This window comes from Sediminispirochaeta smaragdinae DSM 11293, from assembly GCF_000143985.1.
Classification (GTDB): domain Bacteria; phylum Spirochaetota; class Spirochaetia; order DSM-16054; family Sediminispirochaetaceae; genus Sediminispirochaeta; species Sediminispirochaeta smaragdinae.
In genome coordinates this window covers 2,800,697-2,824,389 of record NC_014364.1, presented here as the reverse complement: position 1 = coordinate 2,824,389, position 23,693 = coordinate 2,800,697, and the positions used below count along the sequence as shown (strand labels likewise).

Here is a 23,693-nt window from a genome sequence, read left to right as displayed (position 1 = left end):
GTTTCAGGTTAGAATATGGTTAAAAGAAGAGATTAGTCGCTTTGTTTATGCATTTTTCGGTAGAGTGAATTCCTTGAGATGCCCATTTCACGTGCGGCCTGGCTGACATTGCCGTTATGCTTGTACAACATCGCAAGGATTTCTTCCTGTTCCTTCTTTTCCGCCAGTGCTTTTATCTTCTTTCGTTCTTCATCGAAATTCTGGGCCTCACTGAGCATCGGCGAAGGCCAGAGCCCTTTTCGCGGCGAGAGAATTTCATCGGGAAGGTTTTCCGGGCAAATATCACTACCTGCCGTTATATTGACCACCCGTTCGACAACATTTCGGAATTCTCTTACATTGCCAGGCCAATCGTAGCATTGTAGTCGCTGCATTACCTCATCGTTTATCCGGGGGACCTTTACACCGATCCTTTTGCAGGCATTTTCAAGGAACACCTCGAACATTGTCGGGATATCCTCACGATGTTCACGCAATGGAGGAAGATGAATCGAAATCACATTGAGGCGGTAGTAGAGGTCCTGGCGAAAGGTTCCGCGCGCCACTTCCAGTTGGAGATTCTTGTTGGTGGCGCAGATGATCCTGGTATCGATCATTACCGTTTTATCGCCGCCGATACGGGTAAGGCTCTTGTCCTGGAGAACTCTCAGCAATGCAACCTGTTGTTCAAGGGGCATCTCTCCGATTTCGTCGAGAAAGAGGGTCCCTCCCGAGGCAAGTTCGAATTTTCCAGGCTTTCCCCGTTTTCGTGCGCCGGTGAACGCCCCCTCCACATAGCCGAAAAGTTCGCTTTCGATCAGTTCCCGCGGGATCGCACCACAGTTTACCGCCACAAAAGGGCCCTTCCTCCGATTGCTTTTATTGTGTATCGCCTGGGCAAACATCTCTTTACCGGTCCCGCTTTCGCCGCTGAGCAGTACGATGCTTTCGTTGTCCGCTACCAGTTTTGCCAGATGGATTGCTTTGCTCAGCGACTGGCCGCACCCGATGATATCATCGAAGGTAAAAGAAGCGTGGGCCCCGCTGAAGCGGTTGATGAGTTTTTTAATCCGTGTGATGGGGTTGATGAAAATGACCCCGCCGGTGACAGTTCCCCCGCCGTCTTTGATCGGTTTTGCCGAGGTGAGGCAGGTGATGGCACCATCGCCGTCGTTGATCGAAAGTTCTATTTCGTGGAAAGCAGTACCCATTTCAAGCATCTCATGAATGGGATGCCAATTGTCGATATACTCTTGAAAGGGATGTCCTGCCAATTTCTCCGCACTCTGATGCAAAATGTTTTCCGCCGCTGGATTTACCTGATCGACGGCGCCTCTGGAATCGATGACAATGACACCATCGGAAACAGTGAGAAAGATGTTATTGAGGCTGTTATTCAGGACCGTCAGCTCCCGATTTTGTTTCTTAACCCTCATCTGCTGTTGAATTGCTTCCACACCGGCCGCAACCATGCCGAGAGTGTGCAGGTGGGTCTTCTCAACAGGCCCGGACATCTCCAAGACCGCAATAACCCTTCCGCTGTCGTCAAAGATAGGAGCCCCTGAACAGGTCCATGGATGGTGCTTACGGCAGAAATGCTCCGCACCGGAAACCTGGAATGGGCGTTTTAGACGGAGTGCCGTTCCCACTCCGTTGTTTCCGACCTCCTCCTCCGCCCACCATGCGCCCTGTTGGAGGTTCAGGCCGTGATCACCGTACAGCACATCGTTATCGCCTACCGCCTCCATCAGATACCCCTTTTCGTCACATAAAATAACCACGAAGCCCGATCCCGCGACGAATTGATAGAGGTTTTCCATAAAGGGACGAGCGATATCGATGAGTGTCTTATGGTGTTTTAGAATTTCGTTGAGGAAGGGCTGGGGGAGAACAGTGCTGCTTCGGTCCGCAAAGGGATCAACAGATGCATTAATACATCGTATCCAGGCCTCGGTTATCTCTTTACGAAGAGCTCCCTCTTCGATCCGCCCTTTTGTGATGAATCGTTCCCACATCACCTTTGTCTCAGTCGCAATTGATTCCATTATTACATCACCCTTTGCTAAAACGATGGTCCAAAAGAGTGTCACAAAGGTGTAACGTATCTGTATCATTTTTGCAAAAAAAAGTGACACCATCGTGGCATCACCTGCGATGAAGGAACCTCGAATGTTCCGCAATATCGCGCATCACAGATGATATTTTCGTTTTTCCTGCTTATTTTACCATGATTTTGCCAATAACACCATATTCATGCCTTTTGGTACGTTTTTTGCATAATAACTAAACGGGTACGTGCTTACCCATAAGAAAACGTAATAAGGAGAGAACGCACATGAACATGCCGAGACCAATGGATGAAAAGTACAAGATGCTGATCGGAGGCCAATGGGTGGAAGCCTCGAACGGGAAAACTTGTACTGCGTACTGCCCTGCCAACGGAGAGGTTCTTGCTACCTTTCCCGACGCCAGTAAAGAGGATGTCGACAAGGCGGTGAAGGCTGCATGGAAGGCCTTCGACGGCTGGAAAAAAATCAGCCCGCAGGAACGATCGGCGCTTTTGCTTAAGATTGCCGATCTGATCGACGCCAACCTCGATAAGTTGGCAATGATTGAAACGCTGGACAACGGTAAACCGATCCGTGAGACTTTTGGAATCGATGTTCCCCTCGGTTCCGATCATTTCCGCTATTTCGCCGGTGCTATTCGCGCGGAAGAGGGACAGGCGGTGATGATCGACGATCAGACCATGAGCATCATTCTCCGTGAGCCCATCGGAGTGGTCGGGCAGATCATACCTTGGAATTTCCCTTTTACGATGGCTGCCTGGAAGATTGCTCCTGCTCTTGCGGCGGGGTGCTGTGTCGTGATTAAGCCCTCAAGTTCAACCTCTCTCAGTATGCTTGAGTTTGCAAAGCTGGTCAACGACGTACTGCCTCCCGGGGTACTCAATGTCGTTACCGGCAGGGGCTCTCAGGCCGGACAGTTCCTCCTTGATCATAAAGATCTCAGAAAATTAGCGTTTACTGGTTCAACGGAGGTTGGGTATCAGGTCGCCGATGCCGCAGCCAAGAAGTTGATTCCTGCAACCTTGGAATTGGGTGGAAAATCTGCAAACATTTTCTTCCCCGATGCTCCATGGGATAAGGCCATCGAAGGCGTTCAGATGGGGATACTGTTCAACCAGGGACAAGTCTGCTGTGCCGGTTCCCGTGTCTTCGTTCATGAGGATATTTACGACAAGTTCCTCGCCCAGCTCGTTAAAGCCTTTAACAGCATCAAGGTGGGGATGCCGTGGGAGAAAGATACCGTCATGGGCTCCCAGATCGATCAGAATCAGCTCGATAAAATCCTCGCCTATGTACATATCGGAGAAAAGGAGGGGGCAAAGATTGCCTGCGGCGGAACACGGGCAGAGGGTAATGGCCTTGAAAACGGTGCCTTTATGAAGCCAACCATGCTTGTGGATGTAAAGAATAGCATGAGGGTCGCTCAGGAAGAGATCTTCGGACCGGTTGCCGCCGTAATCAAGTTTAAGAGCGAGCAGGAAGTCATTGATATGGCAAACGACAGCGAATATGGTCTCGGCGGTGCCGTTTGGACAAAGGATATCAATCGTGCTTTCCGGGTCGCCCGCGCCGTGGAAACAGGACGTATGTGGGTAAATAACTATAATAATCTTCCTGCCCATGCCCCCTTTGGAGGGTACAAGAAGTCGGGTATCGGGCGTGAGACCCACAAAGTGATACTCGATCACTACACGCAGATGAAAAACATCTATATCAGCATGACCGAAGAGCCCTTCGGCCTCTATTGATCTATTATTGTGTCGATCCTGGGGCCTGTAAAAGGGCCCCTGCAAAAGGGCTATCACTATTGAAGGCAGGTTCATCATGATAGACAGCAACACTCAGGTTGAAGAAATTATGAAAATCCCCGGTGTCGTTTCCTATTTTATCGAAAACAGAGTCTCGCCCATCACATGCTCGGGGCCTTTTCCTCAACCCCTTGGAAAGTTATTGGAGCTCAAGAAGGTAGCCGATCCAGATGCGTTCATTGCAGGACTGAACGACTTTCTTACCGAACGAGGGATCGAGTTAAAGGAGGATAATGAATAGACGATCCCCAAGGCAGAGCCTGCCACCCTTTCCCAAAACGAGTGGCAGGTATCTGCCCGATCGGCCTACTTGCACTTCAATCCTACATCGAACAAAATCTGTGGACCCAGAGCCGGATCCCCCCTGCATGGGCCTTCGATGCGGAGAGAGTCGGTAGGCCGGTTCGTTTTATAAAACGTATAGTAAGATCCCCGCCACTTATCTTATCAATCTTAGGCATAATCAATTTATCCAACATTTTATTCTGTATTACTTTTCTACTTGTTCCATAAATCGTAGTACATATCAAATGCTGTGATACATGTGTCACGGTATTTTGTTCCGCTATATACTTCCTCGATTGTAAGCTTTACATGCTGAGTTTCTTTAGGAAGTTTTACACTTGTGAACTCAATTGCATCATTAAACTGAATCTCAGTTGTAAATCCTGTATCTGTTTCTATCAAAGCTCTCTTTATTCTATTATTTTCATAGAATAAGTGAGGTCTTAGAGGATCTACATAGCCATTTAGAATACGTAGATCAATTCCAACAACAGCACGCCAATCTGTTGGGATAATATCAAACTCAATTGACTCTCCAATTCCGTCATCAGCTTTTCCTTCAACCCACGGAATATTATCCTTTACCCAAAATCGCGGGTTTTCACTTGGATTGAAAACTTTCATTGTGCCTTCAGGAACATATTCATGGTATTTGTCTTTCAAAGTAGAAGACGCCTTTACATTATCAAAATAACCACCATTGATGTTGTGATATCTACCGGCATAATTAATTTGTGTCCATGTCGTAGGATAAGTTTTAAATACTTTGTTAACTGATTCGGTATCATCTTTCAAAGAATCTCCATGATAGTTAAAAGTAATATTTTGCTCTTCTCCATCAATAATTATAAACTTTTCCCCCTCGCTCTCGACATGCTTATACCCAAATTCGTCCATGAAAATTTTGACCTTTAAGGAATACAAATCATATCCATAATCATCTGCCCATCCTGAGCCATGGGTAATAATAACTTTGTCTTTAGAAACAGTAAGCTTGTGCTTATCTTCCCCAAAAGTGTAAGAAGTTTGGTAAAGTTCAACATTTATATTTTTATCTGTTTCTCCTTTTGATACTTCTTCAATTTTAAAGGTAGGGTTGTAGCTATATTCATCAATGTCCTCATAAACATAAAAACTTAATTCATTATTGAAAAAGGACATCTTATAAACAGAACCAGAAGCCTCCCACGTGCTGTCAAGTTCTAATGTATCTTCCTCTTTTTTACCGTTATCAGAAATGACAACAAGTTTAAAAGTGTCTTTTGCTTTTGAGATGGAGAAAGTTTTTCTTAAGGTTGCATCATAATAGTTTCCAATTATACATGCGAATTTTCTAACTGTATTTTCTTTCATATACCTGATGAGTTCTTCATCAGTTGTATATTTAATGGGGACATATACATCAGACAGATAATTATATGAAAGAATTGCATCGCCTTCAATTTCAAAACAGGCTTTAGTTTTATAAAAATATCTATCATTATAAAAAATATTTACACTGCCAACGGCGCTATTCCTCATTGTATTTGTATTAAAATTAAAAGAAATTATTTTTGTCACCAGATAATTCTCTTCTGAAATAGATAAATGGACAATTTTATTTTCTTTTTCGCAATAATAATAGCCGGTGTTTTTCTCGATAATCCTTTTAAAATCTTCCTGTTCATCGGCAAATAAGATTCTTGTTATCAAACTCAACAGAACTAATATAAATACCTCTTTTTTCATTTTTTCTCTTTCCAATCCCGCAGCACAAACCATGACAGTAGTCGCGTCTGCTCCAATTGCCGGTTATATAGCCATTCTTACTCTATGTGATCTTTCTATCGCTAACGAATATCTATTTTTAATTCCTTTGATAAGGCTTTTAAGCGTTCATCCATTGTCAGCAATACACCATCGGTTCTTCTCGCACAAACTGCGTACAAACAATCATATACAGGATGATCATTATTGATTGCTTCTCTCAATGATTCTTTCCAAAGTTCATTTGTTGGGATAAAGGTATCAATCAGATTGATCCCATCTTCAGCCAGAGAGATCGTTTGCTCATGAGAATATTTTGCAAGTTTATAGTATTTCCAAGCAACATTTGAAATTTCTGCAATGTAAAGATCAGGACTGATAACTGTTTCAGCTTCAATGAGCAGCCTTTGAAGAATAGTAGAATTGTTTCTTTTTAAGAGAATTTCTACGGCCGCGGATGGATCCAACACAACAATCATCGATCTCGATCTTCGCGTATTACATCTACTGGATTTACATGTGTCTCGTTTGGGTACCCTTTCTCAGAGAGCTTCTCTATAACTGCTTCGCGCCGAAGTTTATTGTTATTTGGCAATCCAAGACTCTCACGCAGCAAAACAATCGTTTGCTGTGCGAGACTTCGATTTTCCTGATTTGCAACTAAATTCAGCTTGATATAGATATCTTCAGGGAGATCTCTAACCTGTAGCGTAGGCATAATTACTCCTTGCATGCAATATAGCATATTACGGCATGCAAATCAATAGAAGCGTAAAAAATACAACTTTCACAAATTTTTCAATCCTAAGCTGTGGTCCTGTGATGCACAAGAATTTTTGTCTATATATTATTTATTTCCGTTTGTCATCGTCACTACATGATTCACTATTTCAGTATCCCGGTGAAAATGCCCCGGGATACTGGTTGTTTCATCAGAGAAAGATGGATTAGATAAAAAGGTTGATTCCTGCGCTGCTGGCGGCTTCCAGGTAGTTAGCAACACCGCCAATTTCGGCCTTATCGATAAGCTCCTCGCGCTTGACACCCATGACATCCATGGACATCTGGCAGGCTATGATGCGAAGGCCCCCATCAATGGCGGTCTGAAGCATATTCTCCAGGGTATCGATCTTCTGTTTTTTCATGATCCCTTTCATCATGGAGGCGCCGATTCCGCCCATGTTGAGTTTCGAGAGTTTCAGTTTCCCGTTGTGGCCGGGAAGCATCATCCCGAACATCTTGCCCATGAAGCCCTTCGAGACACGGGGTTTGTTCCGTTTTTTGATGATGCTCAGGCCCCAGAAGGTATAGAAGATGGTAACCTTCTTGCCCGATGCCAGGGCTCCGTTGGCAATGACCAGGGATGCCAGGGCTTTATCCATATCGTCGGAAAAACAGATGAGGGTCAGCTCGTTTCCCGTATTCTTTGCAATATGAACGCCGGATGGCGTTGCCTGGCTTGCAGCCTCCTCGCCTGAGCGCTGAATAACCGCCTCTATGATCCCTTTTTCTTCCTTGAGGCTTACCAGCTTGTTTCCCGTCATGTTGCACCAGGATTTGACATCGCGGGCAAATCCCGGATCGGAAGCCTTTTGGAGGAGCCGTTCTCCAGGTTTGATCTTCTCAATTTCTGTTTTCAGCTTCAGAATGGGGCCGGGACATTGGAGACCGCAGGCGTCAACCTCCAGTACCGTCACCGCCGACGAGAGCACGGATTTGGCTGCGCTTTCCCCGGATGGGGCATAGCCTGTTTCGTATTGGGTAAAAAGATCCCGGTTGTTCTGATCTGCCACCGCCGCCTTGTAGACCTTCATACCTCCTGAAAGGATACTTACATCCCTGTAGCCGTTTTGCTTCAGGATGCGCTCGACCAGATAGGCCCGCAGTCCGACGCCACAGTAGACCACAACTTTCTTGTCTTTTGGAATTCGATCGAGGCTTGTTCTGACCTCTTCCTTTGGAATATTGACTGCCTCCGGTAGTGAGCCAAGGTTGTATTCGTCGGGAGTCCTTACGTCGAGAAGGAAGAGGTTTGGCTCCTTCTTTTCGATAAGCTCATGAAGCTCTTTCCAGTTTGTATGGTTGCTGCGCCCCAAAAGAACGTTTTCCGCAGTAAATCCGAGAATGTTCACCGGATCCTTCGAGGAAGAGTAGGGAGGAGCGTATGCCTGCTCGAGTTCTGTCAGATCTTCGATGGTACCGCCTCTCCTCAGCACCCCGGCGATCATCTCTATTCGCTTATCCACGCCGGAATAGCCGACGATCTGCCCGCCGTAAATCTTACCGTCTTCCGGCGAAAAGACCAGCTTGAGTACCATGGGAGTGGCTCCCGGGTAGTAACCTGCATGGGAATGGCCGTGGGTTACAACGCTGATGGCAGGAATTTTTTCCCTGTCGAGAACCTTCCAGGCCGCGCCTGTGGAGGCTACGGTCATATCGAAAATCCTTGCAACGGAGGTTCCTATGGCACCCTTGTACCTCTTCTTCTTGCCATAGACGAGATTGTCCGCCAGAATCCTTGCTTGCTTTCCAGCCGGACCTGCCAAGGGGGTAATCCCCGGGGCCCCTGTCAGGGGTTCGCGGAATTCGGCTGCATCCCCAAGGGCGTAGACCCCTTTTGCGGAGGTTTCCATATATTCATTGACAAGTATCCCTTTCCCAGTGTCCAGCCCCGCCTTTTTCGCAAGACTTGTTTCCGGGCGTACGCCGATGGAAAGAACCGCCATGTCGGCAACAATGGAGGTTCCGCTGTTAAGGGTGATATCCAGCTTTCCCTCTCGATCAGCAAACTCCTTTACACCGTCTGAAAGGTAGAGTTCGACCCCTTTCATCTTGAGGTGGTCATGAACCTGGGCCGCCATCTCAAAATCCAGGGGTGCCATGACCTGATTGGCAAGTTCAACGATGGTGACGTTTACTCCCCGGTCGTAGAGGTTTTCCGCCACCTCCATGCCGATAAAGCCTGCTCCGACGACCACTGCCCGCTTTGGCTGATTCGCATCGACGAAGCCCTTGAGGCGATCCACATCGGGTACGTTTCGCAGGGCGAAAATCCGTTCTGAATCGATTCCCGGTATCGGCGGTCGCAGGGGCTCTGCTCCTGGGGAAAGGATCAGCGCATCGTAGGATTCCCGATACTCCCTGCCGCTCTTGAGATCTTTGACGCCGACGGTTTTTGTCTCTGTATCTATATCTACGACTTCGCTGGATATGCGGACATCCACATCCAGTGTCTTCTTGAAGCTTTCCGGGGTTTCGACAAAGAGACTTTCCCGCTCCTTGATTGTTCCGCCCAAATAATAGGGAAGGCCGCAGTTGGCATAGGAGATATAATCCCCCCGCTCAAATATGATAATGGCCGCTTTTTCGTCGTTTCTTCTCAGCCGCGCCGCGGTGGCGGCTCCACCGGCAACACCGCCTACGATTAGATATGTCATATATAGCTCCTTTCTTATCTATATATACTATATAACGATTAAGAAGAAAAGTAACGATAGCCGGTTTTTTATTTTATTTACAAAGAAAAAATACCCCTGTGAGCTTTGAAGCCGCAAGTCATGGTCTTTTTTGTGAAAAAGGGGTACAGTAATACCCATATGAGGAGGAATATATGCGAAAATCAGGCGTTTTGACGCTTTTTGTACTTCTTGTGTTGGTGTGCGTTTCAACCCAAAATTTGGCAGCTGCGGGGCTTGGTTCTTCGCGGATCGGTCTGGGACTTGGGACACCAAACGCCGTGCTCATCTATCGTCCGACCCCCTTTGATCTGCGTCTGGGCTATGATTTTACGGAGGGGGATCAGTTCCTCTTTATCAGTGGCGATTGGCGCCCTGCAGGGTATATTCCCCTAACCGGACCGCTTTACTGCTACTTCGGACTTGGTGCCTATGCGAAATTTTATCCCGAGGCATCGGCGGATGATGTGTTTGAATGGGGAACACGGCTGCCTGTGGGGCTAAGCCTTCTTTTTCTCGATAACATCGCGGAACTCTTCGTAGAGGTAGCGCCGGGCTTTGATCTTTATCCCAAACCTGCTTTCTCCGATGACCCCGTTCAGTTTTGGGTGGGACTTAGCTTCGCCATTCAATAGACTTGTTGGCATAAACCATACTTTCGAGATTCGCTCTCGCCCCTTCTGTTTTTGTTTTGATGTTGTTAACGGCATCGACAATGGTTTTTGTCGAGCCGTTAATGATTTCGACGTTTCTCTGAGTCTCCGTCGATAGTTTACGTATTTTATAGTGTTCGGAATCCTGGTGGTTAAAAAGAGACAATTCCTTTTCTCTCCGTCAATTGAAAGCCAAGCCATGGAAAAAAGTATGCACCGGCAGAAAAGAAAGGTATCTACCTGCTAAAGGGCATGTGCATCACCAGGATTCCAAACACTAAGTAATTATTTGTATCTCCAACCTTCAGCCGGTATCCAGAGAATCGGCTTCTCTCTGCTGTTATGCCAGAAGACACTACTGAACTGCGATATAACTTCAATAACTTCAGATAGTTCGAGAGCTGAGTTTTCAGTACGGAGTTTCCCGACAAAGGCCTTCCATTGCTTTTGTTTTGTAGAATCCTGATATACTTTCTCCGTGAAGACAACCGGCATTTCAATCGGTATATCAGTCTTGCGACGCTCAAAAGTCTGCTGAATTGCAGTAGCCACCTCGACGAAGTTTAACTCGAATGTCCGGATTATAATGTATACATCATAGAAGCCTTTCATACGGCTGGTAAGCAGACTCAGAGCAACCGCCGCTTCCAGTTTCTCGGCAATAATTGTTTCAATAGGATAGGATTCAACACTCGCAGTCTCTATCTCCAAGAGAGACGGTATCGACTTGGTAACAGGTCCGGGATGTACTGAATCGCCAATACCGATGTCAATTTGCAGGGGTACTCTGGCCTTTCCGATATAAGCCTTAATTTTCGCTCTCTGTCCATGGTATTTATTTTGCTCTCGGATATCCTGAATGATGATCGTCTCAGTATCGAACCTGACTGCATCTTCAGGGTATTGGATATCACAAATGCTCTTGATAGATTCAAGGATGAATTCTCGATCAGTATTACCGGTTTTCAGAAAGTCAATATCCTTTGTTGTCCGGTATATCTGATCTTCAAGCGTGATAGTGAGCAGATATGCTCCCTTGAGGACGTAGCTTTTCCGATAATCCGATTGTCCCAATCTATACAGGAACCTCTCGGCAACATACCTGATAAGCAACGACTGATAATCTTCTTATGTTCACGACTGTGATTCAATAATCTTGCGAGTATCGACGCCGAATAATCCTTTCGTGATTCACTCATACTATACTTTCCATATATGGCCGCATAATCTTTCTTACCCTGCATACTTCCGCATAATGAATAATCTCCTCTATGGAGGTACGCTTGTTTTGTATTACATCTTTCAGCGCTTCAATTGCCACATCAAGCCCGATCTTGTTCCTGTACTTGAAGCAATCGGCAACTGTCTTGGATATGCAATATACTTTTATTTCATCATCATCTATCTGATGCGTTTCAATACCTTCAGTAAATGAAGCCCCGGAGAAGGTTATTACTTTCATTGGGATATTATCAACAGTCGGAATGCGACCAGGCCGAGAAATTGCCATCCATACTTCAGAAGGATTCTGAGTACCAATTTCATGAAAGCTTAGTGCACTCATCAGACATACGACTCCTCTCTTTACGGTTTTCTGAGCTACAATAAGCGAATATTTTTCATCAGGGATAAACTGAGGAGAAGAATATAGTCCACGGGCAATTCTTATCATTTCGCCGGATTCTATCAGCCTGCGAATGGTCTCTCTGTGCACACCGGAATCTGCAAGTTCCCTGGAACTTACTATTGAGTTATTGGATAGAAGTTGTTTTGCAATATTCCGCTGTGTGACGAACTTGGGCATAGCACTTCATATCATTATTACCGTTAAGTAGACTGAGTAATTCTCCGCGCCGTATTCCGGTAACCGCAGCCAGCACGTTCATGGCATTGGAAACGATATAGGGTAATTGAATCGGCTACAAAACTGGCTACACAAGAAAAAAATCATTACAGGATAAGGATTTAGACATAAAAAAACGGTATGCCTGGACGTTTAACAGCATACCGTTTAATGCACACATTACATGCATGAGGCGGGGTTCTCTCCCACCCTTTTTTATTGTCGGCGATGGACCCGGAAACTTGAGTTTTAGCTATGAAAAAATGCGAGATAACCTTCCGCCGCTTCGCTGATTGCCTGATAAAGGCTCGACCCTCTATCTGAGGAGTCGTGAAGCGAGAAGTCTCTCAAAAAGGGCTGGATGAGAAAGGCAGCGATATCCTTTGAGGTGGTCGATAGGATCTGCCTGTCCAACTCGTTTAGGAGCTCGACGGTATAGCTTACCGTTTTTTCCTGGCCGGCGGCCTTTTCGATGGAGCGGGAAAGGAGCGCTGCCTTTGCCGAAATGCCTGCAAGATGTCGGAGCTCTGCAGCCAGTTCATTGGTCGCATCTTCCAAAGCGCGTCGCCTTTCGGCGATTTCGGCCTCCGTTCTTTGGGGGAGGAGCGCAAGCAGCCTGCGCTTCTCTTCTCCTATGTTGGGGAGGCGGAGCAGCGAGTCGATATCTGCGGCTTCGATTCCTTTGATGGCGGCGGAGTTTCCGCTTAGGGCGTATACCCTGGGCAGCGTTTCGGCGGCCACCTGTTCGGCAAACCAGCTTCGGTAGACCGAAAGCCTGCTATCCGATGCGATCTTCGTTCCGTTGTAGGTCGGAATTTCCTCACGTCCCGCCTCATGGATGATGCGGTGGGTAAAATGCTCAAAGGGCGAGAAGCGTCCGCTGAAGGAGTGCCCCCGCTGTTCGAAAAAGCTCCCCCGAAAATGGGTGCTTCCTCCCGGATACCCGAGGTCGAGTCCCGAGATGTAGAGCTCCTCGACCCCCATAAACCTGGCGAGGGAAAAGGCGGTGGTCGATACCGATCCTCCCGCGGTTATGTGGGCATTCCTTCCGACTGCGGATTCAAGACGGATGCCCAGGGGAAACATGGAACCGCAAAAGAAGAGCCTCCTGGGCCGGAGTCGAAAGATTCTCGGATGGGTTGAGGATTCGGAGACCATGACCGTTTCATCAAGCTTCGCATGGTCGAGATGTCTGGTGTTCCAGTATTGTGGATCCACCACGACGAGGATATCGGGACGGATATCTCTGAGAGTCAGGGCCCTGCAGGCGGTATCTACGGCAATGACAAGTACCTTCTCTTTGATCTCCTCAAATCGATCAAGGAGCTCGTCCAGGCTAGGACCTGCCGCCAGAAGAAGGGCGGGGAGGTGTGAAAATTTGCCCCGAAGTAGGGCAAGATCTCCCGCTTCGGCCAGAGGCCCGACATTGCGCAAAAGGTTGCGGGTCCACGTTCCGGCGAAGCGGTCGAGGGTAGCGTTATTGACCTGCTTTCTGCCTAAAAAATGGCGCAAGGCATTGTCGTAATCGACGAAGCTTTCAGGATCGGCGTCGTAGAGAGGTCTGAGCCGGAATGTCTGAGGCGTCGTTTCGGGAAAACGAGAGAGGAGGGCGGGAATTGCATCGGCCTGGGCCCCGACCACGAGGCTAAGGTTTTCGTTGGAAAGGAGTTCTTCCATGGGACGGGCGCTGAGGGCCGTAAGAAAGCGATGCGTCGATGGTTCGAGCACGATGGCGAGGGCATCGTTCCGACTTTCCAGAAGGGCCTCCACCTGGTATCCGAGGCCGAACCCCTCGAAAATCGTGAGTCGGCAATCGGCGGGAAGCTCCTTTTCGATGAGTCTGCGGGCCTCTCTGGCAGGATCGAAGCGGGAGTGGAGATACTTTCCTCCGGCCTTTGCGGTAACCGCTCCGTTCCTTGCCGCCTCAATGCTGATAGCAAGCGCCTGCTTCGACTCCTGTTCATCCTCAGACGCAGTGAGCTGCTCTCCTATCCCGGGAAAGCGGAGCTCCAGGGTGTGCAAGTTGCTCTTCAGGTTCTCGTTCCTCATGATTGCTTTCGATTTCACTCAAGTTCCAGGATGATTTTTGTATCGCTGGTTATCGGGGTCCCGGGGGCCGGGCTCTGGTGAATGACCCAGCCGTCCCCTGTAATGGTTACGGGGATGTTCTCCTGATCGAGAAGCGGCATCAACTGCTTTTTGGAGAAACCGTCGAGATCGGGCATGACATCTGTCAGGCTTGCTTCCGGCGGGATACGAACCCGGATGCTCCCCTCATGACTGACAACGGTATCTCCGGTGACGGGGATACCGTAATAGCGAATCAGCTCTTCTCCCAGCTCCTTGATGATGGGCGCCGCAATTCTTCCACCGTAGTACTGCCTGCCCCTGGGATGATCGATGACCACGTAGAGAATGAAGCGGGGATCATCGCTGGGAAATATGGCCAGGGAGGAGGCCAGAACCGCAGCGGGGGAGTAGGTCCCGGTCTTGGGATCGATCATCTCCCCTGTGCCGGTTTTTATCGATATTTGTGTCCCTTCTATGGCACCACGCCAGCCGGTGCCGCCCCGTTCGCTGCCTGTCTCCATCATTTGCAGGACGGAATTCGCAACTGTGGGATCTATGACCTGCTTTACCGGCCTGCGGTCGAAGCGCTCGAGGGTCTTACCCTCCGGGGAGACGATCTTTTTGACGATATGAGGTTCAAGGACCATGCCGTTGTTGCTAAAAGCCGTAGCCGCCGTGACGATCTGTACGGCAGACACGGAGAGCTCTTGCCCGATGGCAATGGTCGGTTTTGTCCTGCCTGACCACTGTTCCGGTTTCCGAAGAATACCGGCACTCTCTCCGGGAAAGGGGAGGTGGGTGGCCGTTCCAAAACCAAATTCGGTAAGTTTGTCGTAAAAATCCTGCTTGCTTACGGTTTCGCTTGCATAGGCGGCTCCCGCGTTGCAGGAATACTTTATGATTTCCTGGGGACGAACCCTTCCGTGGTGGCCGAGACAGTTGATGACGATTCTTTCTCCCGAGGCGGGGAACTCTTTTTCATAGGCCCCGTCGCAGAAAAAGGTACTTGAAGTATCGATACCTCCGAGGTCAAGAAACGAGGCGATGGAAAAGATCTTGAAGACCGATCCCGGTTCATAGGCCGCCACCACGGGTCTATTCTGCTTTTCTCTGTTGCTTGCCGAGGTAAAACTGTTGGGATCGAAGGTGGGATAGGAGGCCCAGCCGAGAAAATCGCCGCTTTTCGCGTCCATGACCATAATCATCACGGCATCGGGATTGTGCTCTTCCCATGCCTTCTTTGCCAAGGATTCGGCAAAGTATTGTACATTGGCATCAAGGGTAAGGAAGAGTTGGTTTCCGTAGATCGTTTCCTCCTGTTTTTTCTTATCTTCGGGGGGGGATAGTACATTATCATAGGTAAGTTCGATACCGTCTAGGCCCACATTATCGGTCCCGACAAAGCCGATGACATGGCTTGCAAGGCTTCGTTCCGGATAATTTCGCCCATATTCGGGTTCCAATCCGATTCCCGGTAGTTCTCCTTCCTCAATGAGCTGCCTGACCGCCTCGCTTTCCGAAGGAGAAACCTTGCGCTTTACATAGAGAAATCCGCTTCTTGATTTCATTCGGGCAAGGAGATCCTCGGTTTCAAGGCCGAGGAGATCACCAAGGAGAGCCGCACTCTTCTCGGGGTTCTTGACGTTGGGCATCCAGGCTGTTACCGTATAAAGTCGGGTCTGTACCGCAAGTATCTTACCGTTTCGGTCGAGAATCGGGCCTCGTTCCACCCGTGGCGGACGGACGATTCCCGGATTCCCCTTTACCGGATGGATAATCATCACATCGAAGAATTTCCAAATGAGGAGGAGAATAAAGACCGCGGTAACGAGGATGAAAAACGCAAATCGTTTATTTCGAAGATCCGGACTGGATTCACTCACTGTGCAAACTGCCTCCGATGCGGGGAAAGACAACCTTTCCCTTTATGGCCTTCCTTGATACCACCCCGTAGTGGCGTGAATCATCCGAAAGCGGTAGATTGTCCCCAAGGGCAAAGAAAGCTTCTTCGGGCACTATCACTTCTCCGTTCTCCCCGGTCATTGTGTCGCCGGGAAGCCCCGTACAACGCTTGATCACAGTTTTACCGTCGAAGGGACTCTTGTAGACAAGTATATCACCACGTTTTATACTGCCGAAAGGAATCCGCTTGAAAATAATAACATTTCTTCCGGGAGATAGATACGGTTCCATGGAATGGCCTTCGACGGTGTAGATGCCGAAGAGTGATCCGACGACCGTCAAGACGATAAGTGTAGCGAAGATTAGCAATATGAACGGAGAAGCAGAATCAATCATCGTATCCTTATCAAAGCTTTATGCGTGTTATAGTAATATGTGAGGGAAAAATTGTCGATATGGTAAGCGTATGGATATGGAAGTGTTGCATCAAAAACAACAGGTCAGGAAAAGACGTTCGTTTTTTTCTCGGTTGAGGACTTCGTGGGCCTTAGGACATGAAAGGGAGGATGATCCCGTCCTTTTTCCCGAGATGAAACAACAGCCGCGGCGGCATTCTGCTCCTTCGAAGCGGGAGAAAATCGTCATCCTGTCCCTGGGCAGTATCATCCTGGCAGGTGGCTGTGTCGGTTTGGCCTTTTTCGTCGGTTCCGGGCCACGTGCTTTACCCGACTTGGGGCTTACTCCGGGGGCCTCGACGGTTCACAAAAGCCTCTTTTCATATGTTAATAGCGATACGGCAAACCAGGGTTCAGGGAGTCCTATCCTCCCCGACGGTGTTCTCTTTACCTCGGTTAGCAGCAGAGCGTATACCCTGGAACGGGGCGATACTCTTTCGGAGATTGCCCATGAGAATGGTTTGGACGTCGGTACCTTGATTGCATTTAATAACATCACCGATGTCAGAAAAATCTATGCGGGATCGGAACTCAAAATTCCTAATGTGGATGGTATTCCCTATACTGTTCGTTCCGGCGATAGTGTTGCTTCCATTGCCGAAAAATTTTCGGTTCCCGTGAACTATATCCTGGATGCCAACGATCTTCAGTCTGAGGTGATAACGGCAGGACAGATTCTTTTCGTTCCGGGGGGACAGATCAGTGAATATGACTATAAAAAGGCGATGGGAACCCTTTTTATCTATCCGACGAGGGGGCGTCTCACCTCTCCCTTCGGCTATCGAAGCGATCCCTTTACCGGCGTTCGAAGCATGCACTATGGCATAGACCTTGCCGGTCCTGTGGGAACGCCCGTCTCCGCTACCATGGAGGGGACGGTAGTTCTTGTTGGCGACAGGCCCAGAGGCTTTGGCAAGTATGTGGTGATACGCCACAGCCACGGCTTTCAGAGTCTCTACGGACACCTTAGCCGGATTCTGGTTCGCAAGGGACAGCACATCAGTCAGGGACAGCAGATAGGGGAGATGGGAAGCACCGGCCGTTCCACCGGCCCTCATCTTCATTTTGCCCTCTATCGAAATAATGTACCGGTCAATCCCCTGGGGGGCTACCTCTATAAATGATAAATAATCGATGCATAATCGATCGTACCTTCCGTGAAAAAGGCCGCCCGTGAAAGGGCGGCCTTACTTTTTGCTGTACGTTGTTACGTTGCTTTACAGTTGGCGTATAATGCCGCTTGTTATCTTCCGCAACAGTGTTTGTACTTTTTCCCGCTACCGCAGGGGCAGGGATCGTTCCTCCCAACCTTGGGAGTGCTGCGTTTGACCTGTGCCCCCTGGGGCGATGATTCCTTGCGCTCCCCGCCGCCCTGGACCTCGGCACCTCCAAACTGTCCCATGGCTTTATGGCTTGCGGTACCAGCACCCACGGGCATCCTTCTTCTTTTTGCCGCCTCGGGTTCCTGAATTTGAACATTTATTACCATCTTGGCAATGTTTGTTCTGATATCGTAGATTAGTTTATCGAAGATATCGAAGCCCTCAAGCTTGTATTCCAGAAGCGGATTCTTTTGTCCGTATGCTCGAAGATATACCGCCTCACGCAGCTCTTCAAGTTGGTCAAGGTGCTCCTGCCATTTGATATCGATCTGTCTGAGATACTGATACTTGATAAAGTCGTTGAAGGGCCGCTCCCCTGCGGCCTCAATCTTTTGTTCCATATCCTTTCGGTAGCGATCAAAGATTTGGCGGGAAAAATTTTCCTGATTTTTCCAGTCCAGGGGCGCCTCACCGTCACTATCAAGAGAGGGGATAAAGAGCAAAAACTCCTTCAACTTCTCTTCAAGCTTGGCGGCAATGGTTTCCTGTCTATCCCCTGTCTTGAAGGCCTGGTCAACCGCCTCGTCGACCATTTCTGAGACCGCCGAAAAAACACGCTGCTTTAGGTCCGTATCGGAGAGAATTTCATCCCGTTGGTCGTAGATGAATTTCCTCTGCTCGTTGAGCACATCGTCATATTCCAGGAGGTGTTTTCTGATCTCAAAGTTACGCTCTTCGACGCGGCTCTGTGCCCGCTCGATCGCCTTGTTTATCCATGGATGGTAGAGGGGATCCCCACCGTCCATACCCGCCTTTGCCATGAGGTTACGCATATTGTCCCGGGCAAAAAGGCGCATCAGGTTATCGTCGAGGGAAAGGAAAAAGCGGCTGGTACCCGGGTCTCCCTGCCGTCCTGATCGACCACGGAGCTGGTTGTCGATTCGCCGGGATTCATGTCTTTCCGTGCCGAGGATATAGAGACCTCCGAGGCTCTTTACCTCTTCGTAGTTTTCTTTCCACTTTGCATATTCTTTTTTATAGGTCGATGCGAACTCTTCTTCGCTTGCCTCGGTTCCCGCCTTTGCCCTGGCGCGGAACTCGGGATTGCCTCCAAGCTTGATGTCGGTACCTCGACCGGCCATGTTGGTTGCAATGGTTACGGCTCCTTTTGCACCAGCCTCGGCAATGATAAGGGCCTCTCGGGCATGGTTTTTTGCGTTGAGGACCTCATGTCTCACCCCTTTTGCGGTAAGCATAGTGCTCAAGAGTTCCGATTTCTCGATGGAAACCGTTCCAACCAGTACCGGTTGTCCCTTTTTCTGCAACTGAGCGATCTCGTCACATATTGCCTGGTATTTAAACTTTTCGTTGAGAAAGATAACGTCGTTCTCATCGATCCTGGCAAGGGGGCGGTTTGTGGGAATAACCACTACCTCAAGGTTGTAGATTTTTGCAAACTCCCGGGCCTCCGTGTCTGCGGTTCCGGTCATGCCGCTGATCTTGTCGTACATACGGAAGAAGTTCTGAAAGGTGATGGTCGCCAGGGTCTTGTTCCGTTTTGCAACCTGGATTCCCTCTTTAGCTTCAATAGCCTGGTGGAGGCCGTCGGAGTAACGTCGACCATGGAGAATACGTCCGGTGAACTCGTCGACGATCTGTACCTGCTTCTCTTTTACAACGTAATCAACATCGATATGGAAAAGTTTATGGGCCTTAACCGCCTGGGTGAAATAGTGGATATACTCGAAGTTGTCATCGATGAAAAGGGAATCGGATATGATGCCGTTTTTCAGGAGCAGCTCTTCTATATGGTTCATTCCTTCATCGGTAAAGGTTACCTTTTTCGATTTTTCATCAAGTTGATAATCACCAACCGGGTTTTCTTCGGGATAGGTACCGGTTTCCGGGTCCTTGGCACACTCGGTAAGCATGGGAATCAGCCGGTTGACCTCTCGGAATTTCTTCGTATCGTCTTCCGCCTGACCGGAAATAATCAACGGGGTTCGCGCCTCGTCGATCAGGATGGAATCGATCTCGTCGATGATGCAGTAGTGATGACTCCGCTGAACACGCCCCTCCATGCTCCAGCGCATGTTGTCTCTGAGGTAGTCGAAACCGAATTCGTTGTTGGTTCCGTAGGTAATGTCGCAGTTGTAGGACTCTTTTCGTGCCTCGTTATCCATGTCGCTAAGAATCGAACCTACGGTGACTCCCAGAAAGGAGTAGACCGGTTTCATCCACTGAGCGTCACGCTCGGCAAGGTAATCATTGACCGTTACGACATGGACCCCTTCGCCGGGGATGGCATTGAGGTAGGCGGCTGTGACGCTGGAGAGGGTCTTTCCTTCACCGGTTTTCATCTCCATGATTTTTCCCTGATGCAGAACAATGCCTCCCAAAAGCTGCACATCGTAATGACGTTCACCGAGGGTTCTCCGAGCCGCCTCACGAACCATGGCAAAGGCCTCCGGCAGCATGGCATCGAGACTTTCACCCTCTTGATAACGGTTGCGAAACTCTTGTGTCTTTGCAGGAAACGCCTCGGCCGGCATGGCGGCGGTAGTCGATTCGAACTCGTTGATCTTATGGAGCAGGGGAAGTAGCTCCTTAAGGTCTCTTTCGTATTTGGACCCAAACAGGGTTGTTATTGCTTTTTCCAGCATTATTGCTAACTCCTTTGGAAGATACGACTCATTATCTATTCATCTATCTACTATACTAAAAAGAGGCGTTGTTGTCAGCTTTTATGATTCATTGACAGAGCCATAAGCAGGGGCTACTATTGGCCGAGATGAAAGCATATAGATTCCCATATTACCGATGCACTGCGGCGTGTCTGTTTTGTTGTTTGGTACTGTTTCCCATGCTGTTTAGTTCCTGCAAAGCAGGTGATGGAAAGACCCTGAAGCGGGAAACGCTCTTTTCTTTAAAGATCGGAAAGATGGAGGATGACCTTGATCTTGTGGAACACTATGGGGTTCCTTACACGGAGAAAACCAGGATCGTAATGCGCAATGGTCTCTTCTATATCGGCAATGGTAATTCGAAAAAGGTGATGGAGTTCAACGGCTATGGGGATATCCTCTCCCTGTTTTACTCGGCCGAAAGTAATCCCGGACCCATTCTCCTCGACACCGACAGCGGATCAGATATGGTCTCCAGCCGAAAGGCCTACCAATACCCCTTCACTGATGTCGGAGAGATCGCGGTTACCGGTTCAGGGCTCCTTTTGGTTGAGGAGCGGGCCCAGGAGTATCAGATATCCTACGATGAGGAGCTGGCGAGTAGTCTCAATACGATCGTACTTCGCTTTTCCGAGGATGGTGAGGTGCTCGATTATCTGGGACAGGAAGGGGTCGGAGGAACGCCTTTTCCCTATGTTGAGAGGATTTTTGTCGTTGATAATGATACTATATGGATTGCCTCGCGTGGACCGAACCGGTGGGTTCTCTTTTCCTTTGATAATCACGGCGCTCTGAAGAGCCGATCGGATATTCTCCCTCAGGAAATTCCCATGCCGGATGGAGAGGGGTATGCCGAGCCTGCCGTAAAAGGTGTTTTCCCGGATTATACGGCACCCTTGCTCTACGTGATGGTCGACTACTATCGAAGCGAGGGGGATAAAGGTGGTATCGACTTTGATCAGAGTGCCATCTGTATCTTCAATACCGAGACGGAATCATGGGATTCTCGGATCGTTCTTCCCGCCAAGCGCGTTGCCGAGCAGGGAGGGGGCTTTCTTGAAGACGATTCTTTCGTCACCATTTATGAGGCCCTTGGTGTGGATCGAAATGGGAATCTCTACTTTATGGCACCGGAAAGCGGTGATGATTTTGAGCTTATGATTATGGGCCGTGATGGTTCGGTAGTTGATAGAAGTACCATACTCCTCGAAGATGATCAGATCATCTATCGTGATTTTTATCTTTCTCCCGAAGGAATTCTAACGGCACTGCTGGCCAAAGCGTTTGGTGTCGATATTGTATGGTGGCGTTCCGATCGGATCACCGAGGAGGAGTAATGAAGGTTGTCACCGGCAAAGTGATGTCTTGTATAGATCGGCAAGCCTCGGGGGATTGCGCCATTCCCGGTTTGCTTTTGATGGAAGATGCTGGGCAGAACGCCTGGCGGAGCTTTCGTACCCTCTGCCGGGAGAAGATCGATAAAGAGAGCAAGCTATTGTTTGTGGCGGGGAAGGGCAACAACGGCGGTGATGCCCTTGTTATGGCCCGTGCGGCCTTTAGCGAGGGGTTTACCGGGGCGAAGGTCGTGCTTTTTGCCTCGGAGAATGGTGAATCGGTTCGTCTTCATACCAAAATTTGTGAGGGCTATGGGCTTAAGGTGCTGTGCATGGAGGGCGACAAGCTTGCTGTGCAGGCCGCAATCTCGGATGCCGATGTTATTTTCGACGGTATAGCCGGAACGGGGTTGAAAGGCGCTCTTCGTCCGATGGCTGCGGAGCTTGTGCGACGCATCAACGAAAGCCGAGCCCTAAAGGTAGCCGTTGATATTCCCAGCGGTCTGGGAGACGATGCCTTTCCCATAGCGGGGTCGGTAATTGTTCGTGCCGATATCACCCTTACCATGGAGCTACCGAAGCTTCCGCTTTTCAGCCCTGAAGGGCGGAAACTCGTGGGCCGGATCGTCGTCGTACCGGTTGGCTTTCCTCTTGGCCTTATTGCCGAAGCCGAAGCGGCGGCAGAGTGGTTTGTGCCCGAAGAGGTCCAAGTACCAGAGCTGGCTCCTTGGGCCTATAAAAATCGAAGGGGTCATCTTCTTGTTATCGGTGGCGCTCCTTGTACAGATGGTGCTCCCTTTCTTTGTGCGATGTCTGCCGCCTCGAGCGGGGCTGGTCTTGTCACCTTGATGCTTGACGACGAAATCTTTGCGAGAACGCCTCCCGATCGGAGCGGTATTATGATTCGACGCCTTGATCCGAAGTTTGCTGCTTCGGTGGATTCCGTTGTGATCGGGCCGGGATGGGGGCGTAATGAGGCTCGTCTTGCTGCCTTTGACGCCGTTGTTCAACATGCCGCTTCCGGCGTGATCGATGCCGACGGCATTACGCTTCTTGGTATGTGGCTCAACAAAAATGGTGGGAGACTTCCCGGCAAAGATGGGAGCACTCGCTGGATTGTGACCCCGCATCCAGGGGAAGCGTCGAGGCTTGCGGTTTCTCTCGGCCTCTGCCGTGATATCGAAGAGGCTCGTTCCATGCTGCTTACCCGTCCTTGGGAGCTGCTGCCCCCAATGGCCGAGCGTTGTAACGGTGTGATTGTTCTAAAAAGCCATATCAGCCACATAGCCTCTCCTGAGGGGGGATATGAGATTGTTGAAGGTAACAACCCGGCTCTTGGAACCGGAGGATCGGGAGATGTTCTTGCCGGTATCTGCGGGACGATGTTGATGCGCGGTGAAATGGCCGCACGAGAGGCGGCGCTTGAGGCTGTAGCCCTCCATCAGCGAGCGGGAAAGCATGCTGCAGAGAAAAAAGGCTTTTTTACCGCCGGGCAGCTCATCGAATTTATTGGAATCGAGAGCTACCGGAGCGCTGCAGAATGAGTGAGCGGCGGCAGGTTCGTCTAGGCGGCCCCGAAAGTGAGGATCCGAATCTTTCTCCCGAGGCCCGTCCCATACACTATTACGGAAAATCCAGACCGGATGATTACAAGAAAAAGCGTAAACGCGGGGGTTTCTTTGCTCGTCGTGGTTCAATGATTTTCTTCGTCGACCTTGTTATCGTTGCAATCATTGCCTTGACCCTTTACCCGATGTACGGGAGAAAAGATCGGGGGCGCTGGGAAGGCTATACCTTTACCCTCGACGCGGAGCGGTTAGAGGAGGGAATTTACTTTGACCTTTTCGTGAAGGCCCCGGGGCGGGAGGGGCAGATTCACCCCGGCATCCCCTTTGCATATCGTTTTTCCACCGATTCAGGGGAAAGCCTGGAGGAAGTGGATGCCGTTCTTCCCGTCACCGTCGGGGCTGTCGAACACCAACGTGCTTTTCTTCGCCTTAGTTCTCCCGAGAAGGTGCGAGTGGCAACCGCAACCCTTAGTGTCTCAGGTGAAACATTTCTCCTCCAACTGGGACTTCCCTAGAATTT

At 49.3% G+C, this 23,693-nt stretch carries 18 protein-coding genes; 7 read left to right on the top strand and 11 right to left on the bottom strand.

Translation table 11 applies throughout. From position 1 onward, the window contains the following. Positions 1 to 32: 32 nt before the first annotated feature. The gene (locus SPIRS_RS13330) at positions 33 to 2,117 is read right to left on the bottom strand and encodes a sigma-54-dependent Fis family transcriptional regulator (protein ID WP_013255209.1); all 2,085 of its coding nucleotides are present in this window, start codon (positions 2,115 to 2,117) and stop codon (positions 33 to 35) included. 197 nt (positions 2,118 to 2,314) lie between these two features. Between SPIRS_RS13330 and SPIRS_RS13325 the strand changes: the two genes are divergently transcribed. Both SPIRS_RS13325 and SPIRS_RS13320 read left to right on the top strand, forming a co-directional pair. After that, a complete protein-coding gene (locus SPIRS_RS13325; protein WP_013255208.1) occupies positions 2,315 to 3,796 on the top strand; it encodes an aldehyde dehydrogenase family protein in 1,482 nt (493 codons plus the stop codon). Positions 3,797 to 3,872: 76 nt separating this feature from the next. Next, positions 3,873 to 4,097, top strand: a complete 225-nt coding sequence (locus tag SPIRS_RS13320; protein ID WP_013255207.1) for a hypothetical protein — start codon at positions 3,873 to 3,875, stop codon at positions 4,095 to 4,097. Positions 4,098 to 4,354: 257 nt separating this feature from the next. Here SPIRS_RS13320 and SPIRS_RS13315 read toward each other — a convergent pair whose 3' ends face one another. The 4 genes from SPIRS_RS13315 to SPIRS_RS13300 all read right to left on the bottom strand — a co-directional run bounded on the left by SPIRS_RS13315 (position 4,355) and on the right by SPIRS_RS13300 (position 9,324). Then, positions 4,355 to 5,869 (bottom strand): NADase-type glycan-binding domain-containing protein, encoded by a 1,515-nt coding sequence (locus SPIRS_RS13315; protein WP_041866087.1) that lies wholly within the window; start codon positions 5,867 to 5,869, stop codon positions 4,355 to 4,357. 101 nt (positions 5,870 to 5,970) lie between these two features. Beyond that, positions 5,971 to 6,366 (bottom strand): type II toxin-antitoxin system VapC family toxin, encoded by a 396-nt coding sequence (locus SPIRS_RS13310; protein WP_013255205.1) that lies wholly within the window; start codon positions 6,364 to 6,366, stop codon positions 5,971 to 5,973. Further along, positions 6,363 to 6,605: a hypothetical protein gene (locus SPIRS_RS13305; RefSeq protein ID WP_013253299.1), complete on the bottom strand. Its 243-nt coding sequence runs from the start codon at positions 6,603 to 6,605 to the stop codon at positions 6,363 to 6,365. The genes SPIRS_RS13310 and SPIRS_RS13305 overlap by 4 nt, the downstream gene beginning before the upstream one ends. Before the next feature lie 229 nt (positions 6,606 to 6,834). Next, positions 6,835 to 9,324: an FAD-dependent oxidoreductase gene (locus SPIRS_RS13300; protein ID WP_013255204.1), complete on the bottom strand. Its 2,490-nt coding sequence runs from the start codon at positions 9,322 to 9,324 to the stop codon at positions 6,835 to 6,837. A 173-nt stretch (positions 9,325 to 9,497) separates the two neighbouring features. Here SPIRS_RS13300 and SPIRS_RS13295 point away from each other — a divergent pair, with 173 nt between their 5' ends. After that, on the top strand, positions 9,498 to 9,977 hold the full coding sequence (locus SPIRS_RS13295; protein WP_013255203.1) for a hypothetical protein: 480 nt from the start codon (positions 9,498 to 9,500) through the stop codon (positions 9,975 to 9,977). Positions 9,978 to 10,280: 303 nt separating this feature from the next. Here the strand turns inward: SPIRS_RS13295 and SPIRS_RS13285 are convergent, their stop codons facing one another. The 5 genes from SPIRS_RS13285 to lepB all read right to left on the bottom strand — a co-directional run bounded on the left by SPIRS_RS13285 (position 10,281) and on the right by lepB (position 16,206). Further along, positions 10,281 to 11,108 (bottom strand): nucleotidyl transferase AbiEii/AbiGii toxin family protein, encoded by an 828-nt coding sequence (locus SPIRS_RS13285; RefSeq protein WP_049784643.1) that lies wholly within the window; start codon positions 11,106 to 11,108, stop codon positions 10,281 to 10,283. A gap of 82 nt (positions 11,109 to 11,190) precedes the next feature. Next, a complete protein-coding gene (locus SPIRS_RS13280; RefSeq protein ID WP_013255202.1) occupies positions 11,191 to 11,799 on the bottom strand; it encodes a type IV toxin-antitoxin system AbiEi family antitoxin domain-containing protein in 609 nt (202 codons plus the stop codon). A gap of 288 nt (positions 11,800 to 12,087) precedes the next feature. Continuing rightward, the gene (locus SPIRS_RS13275) at positions 12,088 to 13,905 is read right to left on the bottom strand and encodes a motility associated factor glycosyltransferase family protein (protein ID WP_245537593.1); all 1,818 of its coding nucleotides are present in this window, start codon (positions 13,903 to 13,905) and stop codon (positions 12,088 to 12,090) included. Continuing rightward, on the bottom strand, positions 13,902 to 15,791 hold the full coding sequence (locus SPIRS_RS13270) for a penicillin-binding protein (protein ID WP_013255200.1): 1,890 nt from the start codon (positions 15,789 to 15,791) through the stop codon (positions 13,902 to 13,904). The genes SPIRS_RS13275 and SPIRS_RS13270 overlap by 4 nt, the downstream gene beginning before the upstream one ends. Continuing rightward, positions 15,784 to 16,206, bottom strand: a complete 423-nt coding sequence (gene lepB, locus SPIRS_RS13265; protein ID WP_013255199.1) for a signal peptidase I — start codon at positions 16,204 to 16,206, stop codon at positions 15,784 to 15,786. Before lepB ends, SPIRS_RS13270 begins: the two co-directional genes overlap by 8 nt. Positions 16,207 to 16,276: 70 nt before the next feature. Here lepB and SPIRS_RS13260 point away from each other — a divergent pair, with 70 nt between their 5' ends. Further along, on the top strand, positions 16,277 to 17,389 hold the full coding sequence (locus tag SPIRS_RS13260) for a peptidoglycan DD-metalloendopeptidase family protein (protein ID WP_013255198.1): 1,113 nt from the start codon (positions 16,277 to 16,279) through the stop codon (positions 17,387 to 17,389). 119 nt (positions 17,390 to 17,508) lie between these two features. Here SPIRS_RS13260 and secA read toward each other — a convergent pair whose 3' ends face one another. Next, positions 17,509 to 20,250, bottom strand: a complete 2,742-nt coding sequence (secA, locus tag SPIRS_RS13255; protein ID WP_013255197.1) for a preprotein translocase subunit SecA — start codon at positions 20,248 to 20,250, stop codon at positions 17,509 to 17,511. 128 nt (positions 20,251 to 20,378) lie between these two features. Here secA and SPIRS_RS13250 point away from each other — a divergent pair, with 128 nt between their 5' ends. From SPIRS_RS13250 to SPIRS_RS13240, 3 genes are read left to right on the top strand one after another with little or no spacing between them, the layout of a single operon-like run. Then, on the top strand, positions 20,379 to 21,608 hold the full coding sequence (locus SPIRS_RS13250; RefSeq protein WP_148224077.1) for an LIC_12708 family protein: 1,230 nt from the start codon (positions 20,379 to 20,381) through the stop codon (positions 21,606 to 21,608). After that, positions 21,608 to 23,149: a bifunctional ADP-dependent NAD(P)H-hydrate dehydratase/NAD(P)H-hydrate epimerase gene (locus SPIRS_RS13245; protein ID WP_013255195.1), complete on the top strand. Its 1,542-nt coding sequence runs from the start codon at positions 21,608 to 21,610 to the stop codon at positions 23,147 to 23,149. Before SPIRS_RS13250 ends, SPIRS_RS13245 begins: the two co-directional genes overlap by 1 nt. After that, on the top strand, positions 23,146 to 23,688 hold the full coding sequence (locus SPIRS_RS13240) for a hypothetical protein (protein ID WP_013255194.1): 543 nt from the start codon (positions 23,146 to 23,148) through the stop codon (positions 23,686 to 23,688). Before SPIRS_RS13245 ends, SPIRS_RS13240 begins: the two co-directional genes overlap by 4 nt. The last annotated feature ends 5 nt before the right edge of the window (positions 23,689 to 23,693 follow it).